This window comes from Sphaerisporangium rhizosphaerae (assembly GCF_042665155.1).
Classification (GTDB): Bacteria; Actinomycetota; Actinomycetes; order Streptosporangiales; family Streptosporangiaceae; genus Sphaerisporangium; species Sphaerisporangium rhizosphaerae.
The window spans coordinates 93,259-113,589 of sequence record NZ_JBHTCG010000015.1 but is presented as its reverse complement, the minus strand read 5'-3'; the positions used below and the strand labels follow the sequence as shown (position 1 = coordinate 113,589).

The window sequence follows — 20,331 nt, the reverse complement described above, 5'->3', positions numbered from 1 at the left end:
GTCACCACGCCTGACCACGAGGGATCATCTAACGCGATCACCGTGATCATCTGCGGTACATGCTCTGGCGCGGCTTGGAAGGCGAGCGGGGCCACATCAACCGGCGGTGCGATGGATCGTGTGTTCTCGATCTGTTCGCGGATGGCCAACGCTGATCCTTGGGCTGCGTGGCCCGGCCGCTGGTGCGGTGGCCCTCACCTTCGCCGGGCCGCCTCCCCTTCAGCCCGGGTCGATGCCGGCAGCGTGACGGTGACGGCCAGTCCGCTGCCCTCGGCGTTCGGCGCCGCCGTCACCGTGCCGCCGTGCGCGTGCACGATGGACCTGACGATGGCCAGGCCCAGACCGGTCGACCGGGAGCCCGCGGCGCGGCCGGACGCCAGCCGCTGGAACGGCTCGAACAGCCGGTCGACCTCCGCGGGAGGGATCACCTCGCCACTGTTGCGCACCGTGACCACCGCTACCCCGCCGGCCGCGCCCCGATCGTCGGCAATGTCGCGATCATCGGCCATGCCGCGTCCATAGGTCACGTCACGACCGTCGACCATGCCGCGTCCATCGGCCACGTCGCGACCGTCGATCGCTTCACGACCGTCGATCGCTTCACGACCGTCGATCGCTTCACGACCGTTGGCCGCGCCGTGGCCGGTGGTGACCTCGACCCAGCCGCCTTCCCGGTTGTGCCGGATCGCGTTGTCCACCAGGTTGCGCACCAGGCGTTCGAGCAGGACCGGGTCGCCGTCGACCAGGGCGGGACGCAGGTCGGTGGTGACGTCCAGGCCGGCGCGCTCGGCCTCGTCGTCCGCCTCGCTCACCGCGACGGCCGCCGCCACCGCCAGGTCGTACGGCTCGTGGGCGATGACGCCGCTGTCGCTGCGGGCCAGTGCCAACAGGCCGTCCAGCAGCCGTTCGGCCCGGCCGGCCGCGGTCAGCGCGTTGTGTGCCATGGCCTCCCACTGGGCGGGCGTGCTCTCCCGCTTGCCGAGCAGCACCTCGGCACCTGTACGGACGATCGCGAGCGGGGTGCGCAGTTCGTGCGAGGCGTCGGCGACGAACCTCCGCTGGCTGTTGAACGAGGCTTCCAGCCTGGCCACCATCTCGTCGAAGGTGTCGGCCAGTTCCTTGAGCTCACCGCGCGGTCCGGTGAGCGCGACGCGCTCGTGCAGCCGGTCCTGGGAGATCCGCCGGGTCGTGGCGGTGAGCGTCCGCAGCGGCCGGAGCATGCGCCCGGCGACGACCCAGGAAACTCCGAGTCCCAGCATGGCGGTGACCGCCAGTGCGATCGCCGAGGTTCCGGCGCTCTTCAGCAGCGTGTCGGCCCGCAGCCGGTCGAGGCCGCTCTGCTTGATCTCGTCGAACCTCGCGGGGTCGCCGGCGCTGGACTTCTCGTCCCTCAGCAGCGAGTCTTCTCCGGCCGAAGTGTCGCCCGTCGCCCCGGCCGAGGGGCGGCGTCCGATGCTGTCGGTGTACAGGCTCTGGTAGAGCAGGGCGTAGTTGAGCGCGAGGAGCGCCGCGCAGGTCGCCACGAGCACGACCGCGTAGACGAGGGTCAGCCGCAGCCGGATCGACGGGTGCTTTCGGCGGCGCCTCACAGCCGGTACCCTGCGCCGATGACGGTCTCGATCAGCGGTGGGTCGCCCAGTTTGCGGCGCAGCCGGGCGATGGTGACCCGCACGGTCGCGGTGAAGGGGTCGGCGTGCTCGTCCCATGCCCGTTCCAGCAGGTTCTCGGCGCTGACCATGCCTCCGTCGGCGCTCATGAGGATCTCCAGCACGGCCAGTTCCTTGGTGGTCAGCGGGATGATCCGGCCGTCGCGGGTGACGACGCGCCGCGCGGTGTCGAAGGTCAGGCCGGCGCGCCGCAGGACCCGTGGAGCGTTGTTGGCGCGGCGGGCCAGAGCGCGTATCCGCAGCACCAGCTCGTCGAAGACGAACGGCTTGGCCAGGTAGTCGTCGGCGCCGAGGATGAGGCCGGCGACCCGGTCCGCCGCCTCGCCCGCCGCGGTGAGCATGAGGACGCGGGCGTCAGCGCCCCCCGCGGCCAACGCGGTGCACACCTGGTCGCCGTGGACGAGCGGCAGGTCACGGTCGAGCACGATCACGTCGTACCGGTTCGCGCCGGCCTTGTGCAGGCCGTCGAGCCCATCGGCCGCGAGGTCGACCGCGATGCCCTGATCCCGTAGCCCGTCGGCGACCTGTTCGGCCAGCAGTACTTCGTCCTCGATGAGCAGCACTCGCACCCCTGCACCCTCCCTGACCGCAGTATCCGCGATCGCGCATTACACCGGTGTTACCCGCTCTGTGACGACCGGGTTGCCGGCGTCCTGCTCCACTGGGCCGACAGGACCAGAGGAGAACACCGATGAGAACGCAATTACTGGCCGGCTGCCTGCTACCGCTCTTGCTGGTGGCGACGGCCGCCTGTACCCGACCGGCCGACGGCGAGCACGTCGCCTCGGCGGGCGGCTCGGCCGCGCCGACGGCGACGGCGAGCCTCAGCCTCCTGGACCAGGGAATCAGGTGGGCGCGGTGCATGCGGGAGCACGGGGTGCCGCAGCCGGATCCGGTGGTCAATCACGGTGACGGCATCCGTTACCAGGGGCTCGCCAAGGACGCGGTGGACGGCAACGTGCTGGAGAAGGCACAGCAGGCGTGCGAGAGCCTCCGCCCCGTCCTGCCGGCCGACGTGCGGCAGTTGAAGCAGGGGCTGTCGCGCGTGCTCGCCCAGTGCATGCGGGAGCAGGGGGTGGCGGACTTTCCTGATCCGGAGCCCGACGGTCACTTCGAGATCGAACCGTCGGTGGAGAACGACCCCCGGTTCCCCGCGGCGAAGGAGACCTGCGACGCGCGGGAGGACGCGGCGGCCGCGTCGGCGCGGCCGAGCCCGCGGCAGAGCCCGTGAGCGGCGTGGCGCCGGCGAGCGACAGAGAACGGACGGGCGACGCGGTGCCGGCGGGTGACAGAGAACGGACGGGCGATGTGGCGCTGGCGGACGACGCCGTGCCCGCGAGCGACGGCGAACGCGCGAGCGACGGCGAAGGCACGGATGACGGAGAAGGGACGGGTGACGTCGTGCCGGTGAGAGACCGCGCCGCCCGGCGGAGGCGCGGCGGGACCGTCGCGGTGCTCGGCGCGGTCCTGCTCGCGGCAGGTGCGGCGACCGCGGGCGCGGTCGGATTCGGCGGCGGCGGGTTCGGCGGCGGGGGCGGCACGGGTGCGCCGGCCGCGGCGAACCTGCCGCCGGCCACCGCCCAGGTGACCCGGATGACGATGCTGGACACCGACGAGGTGCCAGGTGATCTGGGCTACCGTGCCGAGACCGTCCTGGCCGGCCGGATCGCGGGTGTCGTCACCAAGATGCCTCTGCCCGGCGACGTCATCGCCAGGGGCCGGCGGATCTACCGGGTGGACGACACACCGGTCGTGCTCATGTACGGCGACGTCGCCGCCTACCGGACGCTCGCTCCAGGCGTCACCGGCGCGGACGTGCGGCAGCTCGAACGCAACCTCAAGACGCTCGGCTACGGCGGGTTCACGGTGGACAAGACCTACACGTGGAGCACCTCGGTCGCGGTGCGGCGATGGCAGAAGGATCTCGGCCTGCCGCGGACCGGCCAGGTCGAGCTGGGGCGGGTGGTGTTCGCCCCGGGCAGGATCCGGATCGACGCCGTCTCGGCGGGGGTGAACCGGTCCACCGGCGGCGGGCAGGAGGTCCTGCGGTACACCGGGACCGGCCGCCAGGTCACCGCCCGGCTGGAGGTGTCCAAGCAGCGGCTGGCCCGCAAGGGGGTCCGGGTACGGGTCCAGATGCCCGACGGCCGGAAGGTCGCCGGCCGGGTGGAGCGGGTCCGTACGGTGGTCCTGCGGCCGACCGGCTCCGGAGGGCAGGCGGAGACCTCGATCGAGACGATCATCGGGCTGCGCGATGCCAAGGCGGCCGCGGGGATCGAGGTGGCCGTGGTCAGCGTGGTCTTCACCGCGGCCGAGCGCGAGGACGTGCTCACCGTGCCCGTCGCGGCGCTCGTGGCGCTGGCCGAGGGCGGCTACGGCGTCGAGGTGGTCGAGGGATCCGCCACGCGCTACGTCAAGGTGAAGACCGGCCTGTTCGCGAACGGCCGGGTCGAGATCACCGGCGACGGGCTGCGCGAGGGCACGACCGTGGGGATGCCGCGATGATCGAACTGACCGACGTGACGAAGGTGTACCCCGGCGGTGTGCGGGCGCTCGCCGGCGTCACCCTGACCATCGGCGCCGGCGAGCTGGTCGCGGTGGTCGGCCCGTCCGGCTCGGGTAAGTCCACCATGCTGCACGTGCTGGGCACGCTCGACCGGCCCACTTCCGGCCGGGTGGTGGTCGACGGCCACGACGTGTCGCGGCTGTCCGACCGGCAGTTGTCGGCGCTGCGCGCGACCCGCATCGGCTTCGTGTTCCAGCAGTTCCACCTGGCCTCGGGCGTGCTGGCGCTGGACAACGTGGCCGACGGCCTGCTCTATGCCGGGGTCGCCCTGAGGGAGCGGCGACGGCGGGCCGGGGCGACGCTGGAGCGGGTGGGCCTCGGACACCGGCTCGACCACGAGCCGCATGAATTGTCCGGCGGTGAGAGGCAGCGGGTGGCGATCGCCCGGGCGGTGATCGGCGACCCCGCGCTGCTGCTCGCCGATGAGCCGACCGGCAACCTCGACTCCGCCTCGGGCGAAGGGATCATGGCCGTGCTGCGGGAGCTGCACGCCGCCGGCACGACGGTCGTGGTCATCACGCATGACCTGGACATCGCGGCCCGGCTGGACCGGCAGGTGCTGATGCGCGATGGCAGGATGGTCGGCGACACCGTCACCATGCCGCACGAGGCGGGAGTGACCACGTCATGACGGGCCGGCAGACCCGCCCCCGGCTCACGCCCGCCCGGCTGTCCCCGCGTGAGGTGGTCCGGGTCGGCGCGACCGGCTTGCGCAACCGGCCGACCCGGGCACTGCTCTCGGCGCTGGGCATCGCGATCGGCATCGCCGCGATGGTGGCGGTGGTGGGCATCTCGTCCTCCTCGCGGGAACAGCTCGAACGGCAGCTCGCCGCGCTCGGCACGAACCTGCTCACGGTCGTCCCCGGCCAGACCTTCGACGGTCAGGAGGCGAAGCTTCCCGCCGAGGCCGAGGCCATGATCGCGCGGATCGGACCGGTCACCGCCGTCTCCGCCACCGGGGCGATCCGCGACGCCAAGGTGTACCGCTCGGACAGGATCCCCAAGGTGGAGACCGGCGGGCTGACCGTGTCGGCCGCCCGGGCGAGCCTGCCGGGGACCGTCGGTGCGACGCTGCGCAACGGCGTCTGGCTGAACGGCGGCACCGGCCGGTACCCGGCCGCGGTGCTCGGCGCCGACGCGGCCGGGCGGCTCGGCATCGGCCGGGCCGGGCCGGAGACGATGATCCTGGTCGGCGGCGAGCGGTTCACCGTGATCGGCGTGCTCGACCAGGTGAAGCTCGCACCCGAGCTCGACACGGCCGTCCTGATCGGCTGGCCGGCCGCCACCGACCTGTTCCGCTTCGACGGGCGGGCGACCACCGTCTACACCCGGTCGCAGGACAGTCAGGTCGAGGCGGTGCGCGCCGTCCTGGCGGCCACCGCCAACCCGCAGGCGGCTGGTGACGTCAGCGTGTCCCGGCCCTCGGACGCCCTGGCCGCGAGCCGGGCGGCCAACGCCACCCTGAACGGACTGCTCCTCGGCCTCGGCGCGGTGGCACTGCTGGTGGGAGGCGTCGGGGTCGCCAACACGATGGTGATCTCGGTGCTGGAGCGCCGGTCCGAGATCGGCCTGCGCCGTTCGCTCGGCGCCACCCGAGGGCAGATCCGGACACAGTTCCTCGCCGAGTCGCTGCTGCTGTCCGCGCTCGGCGGCATCGGCGGGGTACTCCTGGGCATCGCGGTGACCACCGGCTACGCCGCTTATCAGAGCTGGCCGACCGTCGTGCCGGCGTGGGCGACGACCGGCGCGCTCGCCGCCACCGTGCTCATCGGCGGCGTGGCCGGGCTCTACCCCGCGATCCGCGCGGCCCGGCTGTCCCCGACGGAGGCGTTGGTGATGGTCTGAGTCCGTCCGCGCGGCCCGGTTGTTCTCGCCGGAGGCGTTGGTGATGGTCTGAGTCCGCCGGCGCGGCTCGGTTGTCCCCAGCGGAAGCGCAGGTGATGCGCTGAGTCTGCCCAGGCGGCCTGCTGTGTCTTCGTCGGAGCGTTGGGACGATCTACGTTTGGACGACTATGGCGAGGGCGTTCGGAGCGGCGCTCCTGGTCGTGTGCCCCCTTCCCGTGGTGTCCTCGATCATGATCACGTCCCCGGTCGTGAACGTACGCGTCTCGCCGTCGCTGACGGTCACCTCGATCGCGCCGCTCATCATCACCATGAGCTGCTCGCGCGGCGCGGGATGCGCCTCGCTCGACCAGTTGTCGGGCAGGGCGAGGAACATCGAGCGCGCCGCCGCCGTGGGCGGCGAGACGAGGATGGCGGGGGCCGGCGGGGCGAACTCGGCCAGGCCGAGCGTCATGCTGTCGTCGGTGAAGTGGGATTCGCCGTCCTCGTCGGCGTGCAGCCGGACGACGGGGACCGAGTGGTTCTCGTTCATGCCACCTATCCTCTGACCAGCATGGATGTGCTGACAATTCCCTCCATGACATTGCCTTGACGCATGGAGGGGGCCGGCCGGTGTCACCGGGAGGCGAAGACGCGCACGCGAGCGGCCGTCATCGCGTGATCGCTTCGATGAGCGAGAGGTCCTGGGCGGTGAGCCCGGCGGGCGGGCGGGCGGCGGCGCTGGCCGAGTCCATGCGGCGGTAGGCGGTACGCGACAGACCCGTCCAGGCGAATCCCCCCGCCCGAGGGGATCCGTCCGCCTGAGCGGATCCAGCCGTCCGGGTGGACCCGCCTGCCCGGGTGGACCCGTCCGTCCGAGTGGACCCGCTTGCCCGGGTGGAGCCGTCCGTTCGGGTGTCGCCGTGGCGCGCGGCGGGAGCGTCGTGCGGCGGGCGGGCCGCGCGGGAGCCGGTCGTGCAGGCGCGCTCGACGCGCCGGGCCGCGCGGGGCGTCCAGGGCAGGCCGCACCAGGCGTACAGATCGCGGTAGCCGGCGAGCGGATCGGCGGCCAGGTGCTCGTAGGACACCAGGCGGACGGCGGGGTGGCGGGCGGTCAGTTCCCCGGCGACCTCCCGGGCCACGGCCCACAGTGTGGCGATCGCGGCGACGTGGTCGGGGGAGCCGGCCAGCGGGCGCACCCGTCCGACCACCGGGTGGTCGCGCAGCAGGAGCGGCTGTTCCAGCAGCTCGTGAAGGTGAACGGTCCAGCCGAGCCGCCGCCAGCTCGCCACCAGGGACGCCGGATCGCGCACCAGCAGCACCACCCGGCAGCCGAGGCGCTCGGCGAACCAGCCCGCCGAGAACAGTGCGAACGGGTCGTCCAGCAGCGCGCGGCGGCGGCGTGCCCGGCCGAGCGCGAAGGCGGAGGCGTTCTTCGCCAGACGCGCCAGATCGCCCGGCGAGCGGTTGCGGCGCAGCTCGGCGACGTACTGATAGCGCAGGGCCACGGTGTCGGCGAAGGCGCGCCGCCACGCCTCCTCGTCGTCCCGGCAGATGTACTGGAACCGGTGCTCCACCGTGGCGTTCAGCACGCCAGGGGAGCGCCCGGGCGGGCGCTGCGGGTTGAGCGGCTCGTTGACGTACACCGCGCCGCCCCCGGCGGTGAGCATCTTGCCCGCCCAGCTCGTGCCGCTTCGCGGCAGCCCGGTGACCAGGATGGGCGCCGCTTCTCGCGTCACGTCGCCTGGTCGCGGCGCGCGCTTCATGTGTCTCCTCGGGGGCCGGTGTCGCCTTCTCGGTCGCTCATCTCGCCTTCTCCGAGCATCGCGTCGTCTCCGCGGGGGCCTCGTGTCGCCTTTCCAGGTCTCATGGCGGCCCTCCGGCGGACATCACGTCGCCTCTTCGGCGCGCCAGAGGCGGAGGGAGGGGAGGCTGTGGGCTCCGAAGGGACGCAGCCCGTACAAGCGGGCGATCTTCACCAGGGGCATCAGGTTCTTGGCGAACATCCCGCCGGACCAGCCGAGGGCGGCGCCCAGCGCCCCGTGCGAGGGGACGAGCGCGACGTCGAGCGCGACGGTGACCGCGATCGCGCTCAGGATGTTGGCCGTGCTCGCGGCGGTGTGTCCCGCGGCGATCAGCATGACGTCGGCCATGCCGCACGCCGTCGCCAGCATCATGGTGGCGGCCAGGACCACGGCCACGGCGGCTCCGTCCGGGTAGCCGTCGCCGAAGGCCCGCAGCAGCCAGGGGGCGAGCACGGCGTAACCCAGCCATACCGGCCAGGTCAGCAGGACGAGCCACATCGTGGTCATCTGGTACAACCTGCGGGCGAGGGGGAGATCACCCTCGGCCATGGCCCGGACGAGCCGGGGCTGGGCTGCCTGGGCGAACCCCTGGTTCACGAGCTGGCCGACCACCTTGAACCGGGTGGCGGCCGTGTACAGCGCCGCCTGCGCGGGCCCGGCCAGCACGGCCACGACGACGACGTCCAGCCGCTGGAACACCGCCTGCGCCGCCCCGCCCACCGCACGCGGACCGGTGTACCGCCAGAACGCGCGGGCCGCTCGGGGGACGTACGGCCCGGTGGGCATCCGCCGGCGCAACCAGAAGGCGCTCAGCGCGAGCACCGGCAGCGCGGGCGCCGCCCAGGCCGCTGCCAGGAGCCACCCGGTGCCGGACGCGGAGCCGGGCGTCCGGGTGCCCTCACCTACGCCGCTTGCGCCGGCCAGGACGACGGCGCCGACCAGGAGGAGCTGCGCGCCGGGCTGGAGTACCCCGCTCAACAGCGCGGTCGGCCGCATGACCCCGAAGCCCCTGGTCGCCGACACCAGGATGTCGGCCAGGACGATCACGGGAAGCGCCAGACCGAGCCCGCGCAGCGCCGCGCCGAGCAGGACGACAGCGGGGTCAGCGCCGGGCGAGGGCGCCGCGGTGGTCCCCAATACGACATGGGCGGGGCCGGTCGTGACGGGACTCGGTGAGGTCGTGGCGGGGGTCAGGCCGGCCACGGTGGGAGGCGGACCGGTGACGGCCGGGGTCAACGAGGTCGTGGCGGGGGTCAGGGAAGTTGCGCTGTGGGGCAGTGAGGTCGCGGTGTGGGTCAGCGCGGTGGCGAGCGCGTCCGCGTAGGCGACGACGAGGGCCGCGACGGCGAAGGACAGGATGACCACGGGCAGCAGGGCGGCCCGCAGGTATCCGCGGGGCGCGGCGGGCATGGCAGGGGTGGCGGACGTGGATACGCGAAGGGTGGCGCGCCCTGCGGGGGTGGGTTCCTGTGCGGGGGTGGCGGTGTGGGCTCCGGCGATGAAGTAGATCAGGCCGTTGCCGCAGTCGAGGCGCAGGACGCCGGCCGCCATCAGGCACACGGTGGTCGCGGTGAAGAAGCAGCCCGCCGTTCGCGCGTCGAACCCGCGGGTGACGGCCACCACGATCAGGAACTGCGACCCCGCGGCCACCGCCGCTCCCACCAGCCCGGCCGCGCCGCCCTTGACCACCGATCGCGTCGCGCCCGCTCCGCCGGCGGAGACGACAGGCATGGGGTGCGGGGTCAGGGGCGCCATGAGGGGCGCTCGTCGAGCCAGGGTTCGAGGCGGGCGTCCCAGGGGGCGAAGTGCTCCGACAGCCGTCGCCGCAGACCCGCCGGCATGTCGCACGGGCGGGGGCGGGCGTTGTGCCGCTCGAACACCGGGTCGCCGAGGCGGGGCAGCCCGAGGAACTCCAGCACCCGGTCGTACGCGCGCTCGGGTGCGGTGAACAAGGACCCGCTGTCGAGCACCAGGATGCGGTCACGGCCCACCAGCGGCTCCAGCCGCGCGAGCTGTTCGGCGTACTGACCGCGGGCGACGTAGGCGTGGTGCCGGTGGGCGCGGCTGCGCGCGGCCGGGTCGGCGCGCAGCCGTTCCTCCTCGCCGTCCAGGCGGTAGGGCTCCAGCGCGAGCGCCCGCTCGAACGAGGCCTCGGTCTCGAACCCGCGCGCCACCTCGTGCGCGTGCGCCGAGTAGGCCCGCTCGACCGGGTCGCGGACCAGGGCGATCAGCTTCACCCCCGGCAGGTCGGTGGCGATGCGCGAGGGGACCATCGGATGGAACAGGTAGTACGGCGAGGATTCGAAGCTGAGCGGGCGGATGCCGAACCTGCGTTCCAGGCGGTGCGCGGTGACCTTCAGCGGGAAGTGCGCGCGATACCAGGAGGAGCCCTTGCCGTAGGCCATGTCGAAGTAGTGCACCCCCTTGCGCAGCACGGGTTTGAGGATCAGGGGGTGCTGTGCCAGGGCGCGGTACAGGGAGGTGGTGCCGCAGCGCTGAGCGCCGGCGATCAGGAAGGACGGCAGGAGCCGCCCGCTCACGGTGAGCCGGCCCGCCGTATGGGACAGGGCGTGCGCGGATCTCTTCACCGTGCGGTTCAATGCAGGACCTCCAGATGGTCGAGGGCGGGGTTGAGCCACGCGGCCGGCGGGCCGAGCGGCTGGTGGCCGTCCCCCTCATGGCGGTCGGCCAGGGTGATCAGGTACTGGACGGCCGTCCACCGCGCCGCGCCCGCCGAAGGGCCGTACGGCGCGAGCGTGCGGACGGCGCCCGCCACGCACGCCTCGGCGGCGAGCCGGGGAGGCATCCGGCGCAGTGCCCGCTGGAAGAAGTGGTGCAGCGCGTCGAACCCGAGCGGCACGCCGGTGGTGAAACGCTCCCAGTCCCAGACGGCCAGGCGGCCGTCGGGGGAGAGGGCCATGTTCCACGGCGAGAAGTCGCCGTGCCAGGCGTGGTCGCCCCGCCCGTCCGCCGGGAGGCGCAGGACGCGTGCGGCGCCGTCGTTCACCTCGCCGCCGGCGGGGCAAGAGCGCGCCGGGTGGCCGGTGGCGAGGTGAGGCACCGGGTCGGCGAGGTCGTCCTCGCTGGGGCGCTGGGAGGGGACGAACGGAGAGGGGTGGCCCTCGCCGGGCATGGCCCGGGGGACGGCGAGTGCGGCGATCTCGTGGACGGCGTCCTCCAGCAGGGCCGCGGGGATGCGCCGCCGCCGCGTGGCCAGCGGGGACAGGGCGAGCACGTCGAGGCCGTTCCAGACGCCGTGGTGCAGCACGGTGGGCGCGGCGACGACCCGCAGTGGCAGCCCGGCCAGCGCTTCGAGCACCGCGCTCTCGTGCCGGACCAGCGACCGGGAGCGCTCGGTGTCCCCGATCTTGACGAACGCGAGCGGCTCCCCGGAGCCGGAACGGATCTCCAGGATGGGCTTGCGGTTGGCCCGCCGGGCCGGCCGGACGTGCACGATGACCTTGACGGGCCGGCAGAACACCTCGCTGAGGTAGGTCTCGATCGTGCCCGGCCCGTGCGGCAGGCGCCGTCGTCCCGGCAGCCAGCGGGAGCGCGGCACGAGCCGCCGGGGCAGGTACCTGCTCGGCAGCACGGCGTACGCCGCCCGGGCCCCGGAGGTCTCGGAGGCGCTGGAGGTTCCGGAGGCCCCGAAGGCGCTGTAAGCCGCTGAGGCCCTGGAGGGCTCCGAGGCGTTGGAGGGCGCGGAGGCGATGGAGGGCGCGGAAGCCTCGGCGGCGCCGGGGTCCATGCCGGGGGCGATCGCGGGGTCCGTGGTGGTGGAGGAGGTGGGGTGGCGGGTCGGGGACGAGTGGGCCGGCTCCGGGTCGATGGGGACCGCGGTGCCGGGGGCCGTGGGTGGGGGCTGGGACGGCGTGGGAGCGGGGGTCGGGTAGAGCAGGGTGGTGACCTGGTCGAGATAGCCCAGACGGGCGCGGTAGTCCCTCACCGGAACGCCTCCATTGGTGCGGTGGTCGTCGTACCGGTGGTCCGTGTCGGACGACCGGCCTCATTACCGACTGCCCGCAGACGACCGCGGGTCACGCCACCGACGGTCCGCATCGGGTCAGTGACCGCCCTGTTGTCGTTCAAGATCGGTTCGGTGCCCGCCGTGCCGTTCGTCCCGATCGGGGCGGTGAGGGCTTGCGGTCCGGCGGGTCCGGGGGGCGCGGTGCCAGGGACGGGGGCGTTGCGCCAGAGGAGGGCGTAGGAGACCAGGTAGAGGATCAGCGCGGTGACCAGGCCGTCGTACACGACCATGTACATCAGCACCAGGATCATGACCAGCGTCCCCGCCTGGCCGATGGGGGTGCGGTCGTGCCGGAACCGGCGGACGGCCCCGGCGAAGAACGCGATGTACAGCGCGGCGCCGGTGTAGCCCTGAGTGATCAGCAGCAGCCACAGCTGCCCGTCGCTGCCGAGCGGGGGGTGGCCGCATTCGGCGCACCAGTCGGTGCGGCCCGTGGTGATCGTCTGGTAGTTGCCGAAGGCGTTGCGGGTGTTGCCGTACCCGATGACCGGCGAGTGGGCGGCGGCCTCCAGCGTGCCGGCGACCGTGAAGGCCCTGATGCGGTTGCTGTGCGGGCTGTCCAGGCGCTGGGCGACGATGGCGCCGAGCGGCCCGGCCCAGAACGCGAGCGCCGCCGCCGCGAGGGCCGCGCCGACCGCGAGCGCCGTGCGCGACCGGGCGCGCACCAGGACGTAGGCGACGGTGACGGCCAGGCCGATCCACAGGCCGCGGTTGAGGGAGTAGACGATGGGCACGGTGGCCAGCGCGACGACGGCCGCGCACAGCAGGCGGCGGACGGTGCCGCCGTAGGTCCACCAGCCGACGACGAACCAGATGAGCAGCACCGAGATGTTGCTCCCCCAGGCGTTGGCCCATTCGAAGGGCGCTTCGGGGCGCGGCGAGGCGTGCCCGAGGACGTGCTGTACCTGCGCGGCCGTCGGGTGGATCAGGTTGCGGACGTAGGAGTTGCCGCCGATCCACTCGGGCAGCGCCATCTCCAGCGGCGAGGTGAACTGGAAGCCGGGGGCGAGCACGCCGAGCAGCCCGCCGGCCACGGTGGTCACGCAGAGCACGCCGAGCATGCGCACCAGCGTGCGCTGCGGCAGCTCGTCGGGGGTGAGGTTCCCCAGGTACAGCACCATGATCATGAGGGACAGGTAGAGCGCGAGCCGCATCGCGTACCCAAGGACGCGGCCGGCGCCGAGGTCGCCGTAGGTGCCGGGCGGCATTTCGCCGAGCATGAGGGCGCTGACCAGGTATCCGGCGATGAGTAGCGCCCACAGGCCCATGCCCTTGGGCACCGCGATCGGCCGCCGCCGCCACAGCACGACGGCCATCGGGACGGCCAGGACCACCAGGGACAGGCCGCCGAAGCCGAGCGCCCACCACAGCGGGTAGCCCACGAACAGCGCGGCGATCGGCCGGCGTGCCGGGGGCGGCGGCCGCAGGAGCCGTCTCATGAGGCGCGGGAGGCGGGGTTGCCGGGGTGACGGTGGTGGCCGTGCGGCAGGGAGGCTTGGCCGCGGGGCAGCGGAGCGGGCGAGGGCAGCAGGATCACGCCGAGGGGCGCGGTGTCGGTGCGCCTGAGCTGCCGGACGGCCTGGGCGAGCTGCTTGGACCGGGCGGCGCGGCGCTCGACGACCAGCACCGCGGCGTCGGCGCGCGCCGCCTGGTCGGTGCGCACCCAGATCGGGGCCAGGCCTGTGAGCGCCACGCGCAGGTCGTCGGCGATCGGCTCGGGGTCGGTGTCGGGGGAGACACCGCGCACTAACAACTCGCCGCCGTCGCGTAGGTGGCGGGCCACGGCCATGGCCAGCTCGCGCAGCTCGCGGGCGTTCTCACCCTCGCACAGGACGGGCAGCCCGGTGAGGCGCTCGATGTCGGCGGCCGTCCTGAGACGGGTGTCGAAGCGGTCGCGGACCATGGCGGCGCCGGCCCCGGCGAGCAGGCCGAGGAACAGCCCGCTGCCGAGGTAGAGCGGAGGGCTCGGCTGGGAGGGCGACGCGGGCGGGCGGGCGTCGCTGATGACGGTGCCCGGGGTGATCGCCACGGTCTTGAGGGCGTCGTACTTGACGGTGAGGTTGTAGACCTGCCGGCTCAGGACGTTCTGCCGCTGGCCGGCGATGGTGCGTGCCGCCGAGCCCGGGGCGGTGCGGGGCAGGCCGGCGACGGTGGCGGCGAGCCGGGAGTCGATCTCGCGCAGCTTGCCGGAGAGCACCTTGAGCTGGGCGTCCAGGGCGCGGGTGGCCGTCGCCTCGCGGTTGGCGAGGTAGGCCTTGGCGAACGCCTGCGCGCCCGCGGCGGCGCTGACCGGGTCGGCGGCGGTGTAGGAGATGGCGAGCACGGCGGAGTTGGGCGGCACGGTGACCGCGACGCGGTCTCTGAGCGGGTCGGGGTCGTTGACCTTGAGGGCGCGCGCGGCGCGGGCCGCGACCACGGCCGAGCGGGCGACCTGCGCCTCGGTGTCGAGGTTGAGCGGCTCGCGCTGGCGGGGCGTGGTCGGGTTGGTCTGGTCCTGCACTCCGGTGGGGGCCACCAGCACCTCGGCGGTGGCCGTGTACGAGGGCGGGGTGGTCGCGAGCACGACGCCGCCGGCGCACACCCCGGCGAGCAGGAAGACGGTGAGGGCGACGCGGCGCCGCACCAGCATCGAGCCGAATTCGGCGAGCTCGCGCCCGGGGGCCGGGCCGGAGACTGAGGACGCCGGGTGGTCCATGGGAACGGCATGCCTCTCGGTGCGGAATTGTTCCTGCGAAATCCGCCCGGTTCGCTGTGATGTGCCGGGCGCCGCGTGGTGAACGGTTCCCGAGGGGCGGATCCAGAGAACTATAGGCACAACGCGGGATGCCGCGACCGCATACCGGAGTTTTGGTGGACGAGGCATCGTCCCAGCTCAGCCTCATAATCGGATATTTCCGTTATAGGGGTCCGGTATGACGTGCGCCGCGACGTGGAGCCAACGACGGAGCCAACGATGGCGCGGATGCCGGACCGCCGGGAAAGCGCGCCGAGTTACCGGCGGCATGGCACCGATTAGTGGGAAGGTGAATAGCGACCTTCGGGGAAGACCGGGGAGAAGGGGGTTTGAGTGCATTGCGAAAAGTGACGGGAATATGGTTTTTCGGCACCGGGCTCGCCGTCGGCTGTGGTCTGATCATTTACGCCGTGGCCTCGGTGAAGCCCCCGCAGCCTGCCGTGGAGGGAGACCGCGTCCCGGGCGCCGGCGTGACCGCCACCGACGACGCCCCCGACTGCGCGGCCACCGCCAAGCTCATTCCGAGCTGCGGAGCGTGGTGGGGGGTGGCCCCGGAGGTCTTCGGCGGACGGTCGCCCGCCCGGTCCATCGCCGCCGCCGAGGAGCGCATGGGCCGCAGGGCCGACATCCTGCACGTCTACCACCGGGGCGGCGACCCGTTCCCCACCCCCGAGGAGCGCCGGCTGGCCCGGAAGCGCATCCTGCTGATCAACTGGAAGCCCTCCGTGCGCCACACGTGGGCCGAGATCGCCGCCGGCGCCATCGACGGCCGCATCGACCGCGTGGCCCGGCGCATCAGGCGCACGCTGCCCGAACGCTTCTTCCTCACCGTCCACCACGAACCCGAGAACGACGTGCGCGCGCGCCCGGGGTCGGGGATGACCGCCGAGGACTACGCCGCCATGTACCGCCATGTCGTGCTACGCCTGCGGGAGCGCGGGGTCAAGAACGCCGTCACGGTCATGACGTACATGGGGGCGCCCAACTGGGCCGCCAAGCCGTGGTTCGAGCGGCTCTACCCCGGAGACGACGTGGTCGACTGGATCGGCCTGGACCCCTACGCCGACCGCCGGGTGAACGACTTCGCCGGCCTGGTGGACAAGACCCGTGACGACCACTCCGGCTGGCCCGGCTTCTACCGCTGGACGCAGATGCGCTTCCCCGGCAAGCCGATCATGGTGGCCGAGTGGGGCGCCTTCGAGCGGCTGGACGAGCCGGCGTTCAAGGTGTCGTTCTTCAACTCGGTGCGCCGCCAGATCAAGGGGTACCCGCAGATCAAGGCGCTGGTGTACTTCGACTCGCCGCGCGCGCCGCGCGGCGACACCCGCTTCGACGCGACGGTGGCCGCCCGGCGCGCGTTCACCGAGCTGGCCCGCGCGCCCTACTTCAGCTCCACCCCGGTCCCCGACCACTGAGCCGGAGCGCGGGCGGGGCGGAGGCTCAGCGCAGCCAGCCGCCTGCGGTGAGCACGTCGAGCACCCGCTCGACCCCGCGCTCGACCGATATGCCCGTCGTGTCGAGCGTCAGATCGGCGTCCTCCGGCTCCTCGTACGGCGAGGAGATGCCGGTGAACTCGGGGATCAGCCCGGCCCTGGCCTTGGCGTACAGGCCCTTGCGGTCGCGGCGCTCGCACTCGTCCAGCGGCGTGGCCACGTGCACCAGCAGGAAGTCGGCGCCGACCCCCTCGACCATGTGGCGCACCTCGTCGCGCGTCGCCGCGAACGGGGCGATGGGCGCGCAGATGGCGAGGCCCCCGTGGCGGGCGACCTCGGCGGCGACGAAGCCGATGCGGCGGATGTTCAGGTCGCGGTCGTGCCGGGAGAAGGTGAGCCCCGCCGACAGCAGCCGCCGCACGACGTCGCCGTCCAGGTAGGTCACCGTGCGGGTGCCGCGTTCGAGCAGCGCGTCGTGCAGGCCGCGCGCGATCGTCGACTTGCCCGACCCGGACAGGCCGGTGAAGAACACCACCAGGCCGCGCCGGTGCGGCGGCCCCGGCAGCGTGACCGGCTCGGGCCCGGCCAGGTGCTCGACCGCCCCGTACGCCGTGGCGACGTGCTCGCGCAGTTCGAGGTCGATCTCGGGTTCACGGGGGGCGAGCGGGACCACGGCGACGGCGGTGCCGGACGGCAGCCGGTCGCGCGCCTTGAGCGCCGCGCGGACGACCGCCGGGCCGCCCTCGCCGAAGGCCAGCGGCAGCAGCAGGATCGCCGCGTCCAGCTCGCGGGCGGTGGCGGTGATCTCGTCCAGGTCGTCCAGCGGCCCCCGCATGGTGACGGCGAGGACGGGACGCTCGCCCAGCTCGGCCCGCACCTGCTCCGGCGAGCGCCGCAGCCGGGCGAAGGGGCCGTGCTCGGGCGCGCCGAGAGAGGTCACCGGGCCGGCGACCAGGCCGTCCGCCGTGCGCTCGGTCACGCTCACGACGGCGACCGCGGCGCCTTCGGGGTCGCGCAGCGTGAGCTCGTCGCCGGCCGAGACGGGGTGGTCGTGCGGCACCAGGAGCGTGACCGGGTCGGGCCACGGCGTGCCGTCGGGAAGGCGCCCGTCCTCGGTGACCGAGGCGGCGTCGGCCGAGCCGAGGAACCCCTTCAACGGGGCGAACGCCCCCGAGAGCAGCAGCTCGAGGTCGGCCAGTTCGCGCGCGTCGGGCACCCACTCGGGGGCCGTCCCGGAGGGCGGCGTCGTCTGCTCCACGTTTCCCACCGGGACAGGATAGTGCGGGAGTGCGTCCACGGAACGGGGTGAGGCATAGCGGGGGGCGGCCGGTCGCGTCCTAGGGGCACGACGACTTCTGGAGGTGATCGTGGACGTTGCCGAGGAGCGACGTTTCCGCGAGTTCGTGTCGGCGCGGTCGCCCGCGTTGATGAGGCTGGGCTTCCTGCTCACCGGCGGCGACCAGCACGCCGCAGAGGACCTGCTGCAGACCGTCCTGGCGCGGGCCGCCGCGCGGTGGAGCCGCATAGACGACCCCGAGCCGTACGTCCGGCGCGCCATGTACCGCCAGCAGGTGAGCTGGTGGCGGGGGGCGTCGCGGCGGCACGAGACGGTGGTCGCTGACCCGCCCGAGCGGGCCGGGCGCGACGACACGCATCTGGCCGACACCAAGCTCATCCTGCGCCGCGCGCTGGCCCGCCTCACCGCGCGCCAGCGCGCCGTGCTCGTGCTGCGCTACTTCGAGGACCTGCCGGAGGCCGAGGTCGCACAGATCATGGGCTGCTCGGTCGGCACGGTCCGCAGCACCGTCCACCGGTCCATCGCCCGGCTGCGCTCCATCTCCCCCGAGCTCGCCGACCTCCGCGCGCCGCACCACCCGTTCGAGGAGGTCACCCCATGACGCCCGAATCCCTTCTGCCCGAGACCCTTCGCGAGTGGTCCGAGGAGGCGACGGTGCCGCCCGGACTGAGCGACCGGGCGCTGGAGCGGCGTTCCCGGCGGCGCCGTGGCACGGTGGTGCTGGCCCTCGCGGCCTCGGCCGCCGTGGTCGCCGGGGCCGTCCTCGTGCCGCAGACGCTGTCCCGGGGGGCGGGCCGGCCCGTCCCGGCGACGGGGGTGACCGGTTCGGCCTCGCCCACCGGCGAGAACGGGCCGGAGCCGACGGCGACCACGACGGCCGCCGTGACCGAGCGGGGCCTCGACGTGCACGCCGACCCCCGGAACTCCCCGCCGAAGACCCTCGTCGCGGCGGGACGGATCGCCGTGTCGGCATACCGCGTCTGGGCGCCGGAGAAGATCGGCCCCACGTCCGAGCGCCGCCGCGACCAGTGGTTCCTGTACGACCCGGGCACCGGCCGGTACGAGGAGACCCCCTGGGCGGCGCTCGACGTGGCTCCGGGCATGCGGTTCGCGGCCGTGCTGGAGCGTGACCTGCCGGCCCGCAGGGTCGGCATCCTGGACATGACCACCCGCGAGATCATCCGGTGGGTGGACCTCGACCATCCGGTGGCGGACGTCTCCTGGTCGCGCGACGGCGCCAAGGTGCTCGCCACGGCCTACGACCGGGACCCGACGATCCGGTTCGACGTGTCCGCCGACGGAACCAGCTGGCGCGAGCCGGACCCCGGGCGCACCGGCTTCCAGGTGGTGGACGTCGCCTCCGGCCGGGCGTCGTTCATCGCCGTGCCGCCGCCGGGCGGCAGCCCCTACCGCCCGTTCGCCTGGGCGGATGACGGCACGCTCGTCTGGCAGCTCAACCCGGCCTTCGGCGAGGCCGGGGAGCGGCGGGAACTCGTCTACGACCTGGAGGGCAGGCCGCACGACCCGCCCGCGGGGCCGCTGGAGACCGACCAACGGGCCGGCGTCTCCCCGGACGGGACGATGTACGCCTCCTACGGGCGCCCGCCGGGTCCCGAGACGTCGGTCATAGAGGTCGCCACGGGCAGGCTCGTCGGCAGGCAGAAGATGCTGCAACTTCTGGCCTGGGCCGACGACGAGCACCTGATCGGCCTGGGCTGCGCCGGCGAGTGCCGCAACGAGTTCAACAACGGCCTGGTGCTGGTGGGCATCGACGGCAAGCACACCGTGCGGCTGTCGGGCGACCGGAAGAACAGCGAGCGGCCCGGAAGCTGGGAGCCGCTGCTCACCGTGCGCCGCTGACCTCCCGCCCGCCCGGTGCGAGAGGCCGACACAGGGGCCGGGCTCTCAGATCAGGCGGGCGAAGTGGTTCTGCGGCTTGCGGATGACCAGGGTGATCTCGTCGCGGCCGGCGGGCAGGCGGTCGCCCGAGAGGTGCTGGACGACGCGCAGCGCGGCCCGCACCAGCTTGGGGTGCCGTCCGCGCAGCGCGGGGCCGGAGGTCGCCGAATAGTCCTCGGCGATCATCAGCCCGCGCATCAGGCAGTACGAGTGGATGCCCTCGCGGGAGGCCACCTGCTCGTAGACCGCCCGGAGCGGGCCGACGGCGCCGGCCGGGGCGAGGCGCGCCCACAGCAGGCGGCGCAGCCACCACGGCGTGAGGCGGTCGCAGAAGCCGTACGCCGACGTGCGGTCGCGCATCCTGATCAGCAGCAGCCCGCCGGGGCGCAGGGCGTTGACCATGCGGTCGAGAACGAGCTCGGCGTTGCGCACCCGTTCGAGCAGGAAGGCGGCGTGCACGACGTCGAAGGTGCGCGGCGGCAGCGGCGCGTCGCGCAGGTCGCCGAGGAAGCGGGCGTCGAGGCCGGAGCGGCGCTCGACGGCGGCGCGCAGCACCGGGGTGTCCTCGTCGATGCCGGTGACCCGGGTGTCCACGCGCTCGACGTCGATCGCGTCGCCGCGGGCGCACCCGGCGATCAGGACGTCGAGCCGCCGGCCGAGCTGCTCGGTCCACAGCTCGCGGATGCGGTGACCGAACACGTCGCCCTGGGTCTCCGGCCACCATCGAACCTCTGACATGTGACTCAGAGTAGTCACCCTGGCCCTCTCTGTATTGGATTCACCTGACGAAAGCTCCGGCTTTCGCCGCCGGGAGCGTGCCGCGTCCGCCCTCAAGGCCCGCGCCGGGCGGCCGGGGAGTTTCGCGTTTCCCGACAGAACGGACGGAGGGACGGTTCCCGGCATGGTGCCGCCGAGGGGGAAGTAGCCTTGAGACAACCCCGACTCCGACGAGCCGGGGTCGCGCGTGTCGTCGTGGACACCGTGGGCCGTGCCGGTGCCGTCATGTCGTGATTCGATGGACGTGTTCCGTCCGCGGTCATCGGTGGGTTCGCGGTGTGATGCGCGGTGACGGGCGCCACGCG

Annotated in this window: 18 protein-coding genes; 7 read left to right on the top strand and 11 right to left on the bottom strand. The window is 73.4% G+C overall.

Going from position 1 to position 20,331, the window contains the following annotated elements; all coding sequences use genetic code 11:
• Window positions 1-194 precede the first annotated feature (194 nt).
• A complete protein-coding gene (locus tag ACFQSB_RS22580) occupies window positions 195-1,589 on the bottom strand; it encodes a sensor histidine kinase (RefSeq protein WP_380828880.1) in 1,395 nt (464 codons plus the stop codon).
• Window positions 1,586-2,236: a response regulator transcription factor gene (locus ACFQSB_RS22575; protein WP_354839861.1), complete on the bottom strand. Its 651-nt coding sequence runs from the start codon at window positions 2,234-2,236 to the stop codon at window positions 1,586-1,588. The genes ACFQSB_RS22580 and ACFQSB_RS22575 overlap by 4 nt, the downstream gene beginning before the upstream one ends.
• A gap of 122 nt (window positions 2,237-2,358) precedes the next feature.
• Here ACFQSB_RS22575 and ACFQSB_RS22570 point away from each other — a divergent pair, with 122 nt between their 5' ends.
• From ACFQSB_RS22570 to ACFQSB_RS22555, 4 genes are all read left to right on the top strand, one after another.
• Window positions 2,359-2,898: a hypothetical protein gene (locus tag ACFQSB_RS22570; protein ID WP_380828878.1), complete on the top strand. Its 540-nt coding sequence runs from the start codon at window positions 2,359-2,361 to the stop codon at window positions 2,896-2,898.
• 77 nt (window positions 2,899-2,975) lie between these two features.
• Window positions 2,976-4,172, top strand: coding sequence for a peptidoglycan-binding protein (locus ACFQSB_RS22565; protein WP_380828877.1), 1,197 nt, complete (start codon window positions 2,976-2,978; stop codon window positions 4,170-4,172).
• Window positions 4,169-4,864: an ABC transporter ATP-binding protein gene (locus tag ACFQSB_RS22560; RefSeq protein ID WP_380828876.1), complete on the top strand. Its 696-nt coding sequence runs from the start codon at window positions 4,169-4,171 to the stop codon at window positions 4,862-4,864. The genes ACFQSB_RS22565 and ACFQSB_RS22560 overlap by 4 nt, the downstream gene beginning before the upstream one ends.
• Window positions 4,861-6,078 carry an ABC transporter permease gene (locus ACFQSB_RS22555; protein WP_380828875.1) on the top strand — a complete coding sequence of 406 codons (1,218 nt, stop codon included), beginning with the start codon at window positions 4,861-4,863 and terminating at the stop codon, window positions 6,076-6,078. The genes ACFQSB_RS22560 and ACFQSB_RS22555 overlap by 4 nt, the downstream gene beginning before the upstream one ends.
• A gap of 151 nt (window positions 6,079-6,229) precedes the next feature.
• On the opposite strand, the gene ACFQSB_RS22550 is transcribed toward ACFQSB_RS22555, so the two are convergent.
• The 7 genes from ACFQSB_RS22550 to ACFQSB_RS22520 all read right to left on the bottom strand — a co-directional run bounded on the left by ACFQSB_RS22550 (window position 6,230) and on the right by ACFQSB_RS22520 (window position 14,581).
• A complete protein-coding gene (locus tag ACFQSB_RS22550; protein ID WP_354839876.1) occupies window positions 6,230-6,607 on the bottom strand; it encodes a cupin domain-containing protein in 378 nt (125 codons plus the stop codon).
• 118 nt (window positions 6,608-6,725) lie between these two features.
• Window positions 6,726-7,820, bottom strand: coding sequence for a sulfotransferase (locus ACFQSB_RS22545; protein WP_380828874.1), 1,095 nt, complete (start codon window positions 7,818-7,820; stop codon window positions 6,726-6,728).
• Between the two features lie 123 nt (window positions 7,821-7,943).
• Entirely contained in the window at window positions 7,944-9,590 is a 1,647-nt protein-coding gene (locus ACFQSB_RS22540; RefSeq protein ID WP_380828872.1) for a lipopolysaccharide biosynthesis protein, read from the bottom strand.
• A gap of 11 nt (window positions 9,591-9,601) precedes the next feature.
• A complete protein-coding gene (locus ACFQSB_RS22535) occupies window positions 9,602-10,459 on the bottom strand; it encodes a sulfotransferase domain-containing protein (protein ID WP_354839885.1) in 858 nt (285 codons plus the stop codon).
• On the bottom strand, window positions 10,456-11,805 hold the full coding sequence (locus ACFQSB_RS22530; RefSeq protein ID WP_380828870.1) for a phosphotransferase family protein: 1,350 nt from the start codon (window positions 11,803-11,805) through the stop codon (window positions 10,456-10,458). Before ACFQSB_RS22530 ends, ACFQSB_RS22535 begins: the two co-directional genes overlap by 4 nt.
• Window positions 11,802-13,325: a hypothetical protein gene (locus ACFQSB_RS22525; RefSeq protein ID WP_380828868.1), complete on the bottom strand. Its 1,524-nt coding sequence runs from the start codon at window positions 13,323-13,325 to the stop codon at window positions 11,802-11,804. Before ACFQSB_RS22525 ends, ACFQSB_RS22530 begins: the two co-directional genes overlap by 4 nt.
• A complete protein-coding gene (locus ACFQSB_RS22520; protein WP_380828867.1) occupies window positions 13,322-14,581 on the bottom strand; it encodes a hypothetical protein in 1,260 nt (419 codons plus the stop codon). Before ACFQSB_RS22520 ends, ACFQSB_RS22525 begins: the two co-directional genes overlap by 4 nt.
• Before the next feature lie 449 nt (window positions 14,582-15,030).
• Between ACFQSB_RS22520 and ACFQSB_RS22515 the strand changes: the two genes are divergently transcribed.
• Window positions 15,031-16,035, top strand: a complete 1,005-nt coding sequence (locus tag ACFQSB_RS22515; RefSeq protein WP_380828865.1) for a glycoside hydrolase family 26 protein — start codon at window positions 15,031-15,033, stop codon at window positions 16,033-16,035.
• 25 nt (window positions 16,036-16,060) lie between these two features.
• On the opposite strand, the gene cysC is transcribed toward ACFQSB_RS22515, so the two are convergent.
• A complete protein-coding gene (gene cysC, locus ACFQSB_RS22510; RefSeq protein ID WP_380828864.1) occupies window positions 16,061-17,320 on the bottom strand; it encodes an adenylyl-sulfate kinase in 1,260 nt (419 codons plus the stop codon).
• Between the two features lie 100 nt (window positions 17,321-17,420).
• On the opposite strand from cysC, the gene ACFQSB_RS22505 reads away from it, so the two are divergent.
• Both ACFQSB_RS22505 and ACFQSB_RS22500 read left to right on the top strand, forming a co-directional pair.
• Window positions 17,421-17,951, top strand: a complete 531-nt coding sequence (locus ACFQSB_RS22505) for a SigE family RNA polymerase sigma factor (RefSeq protein ID WP_380828863.1) — start codon at window positions 17,421-17,423, stop codon at window positions 17,949-17,951.
• Complete coding sequence (locus ACFQSB_RS22500; RefSeq protein ID WP_380828862.1) at window positions 17,948-19,210, top strand: hypothetical protein; 1,263 nt, start codon at window positions 17,948-17,950, stop codon at window positions 19,208-19,210. The genes ACFQSB_RS22505 and ACFQSB_RS22500 overlap by 4 nt, the downstream gene beginning before the upstream one ends.
• A 45-nt stretch (window positions 19,211-19,255) precedes the next feature.
• Here ACFQSB_RS22500 and ACFQSB_RS22495 read toward each other — a convergent pair whose 3' ends face one another.
• Entirely contained in the window at window positions 19,256-19,987 is a 732-nt protein-coding gene (locus tag ACFQSB_RS22495; protein ID WP_380828860.1) for a class I SAM-dependent methyltransferase, read from the bottom strand.
• Between the last annotated feature and the right edge of the window lie 344 nt (window positions 19,988-20,331).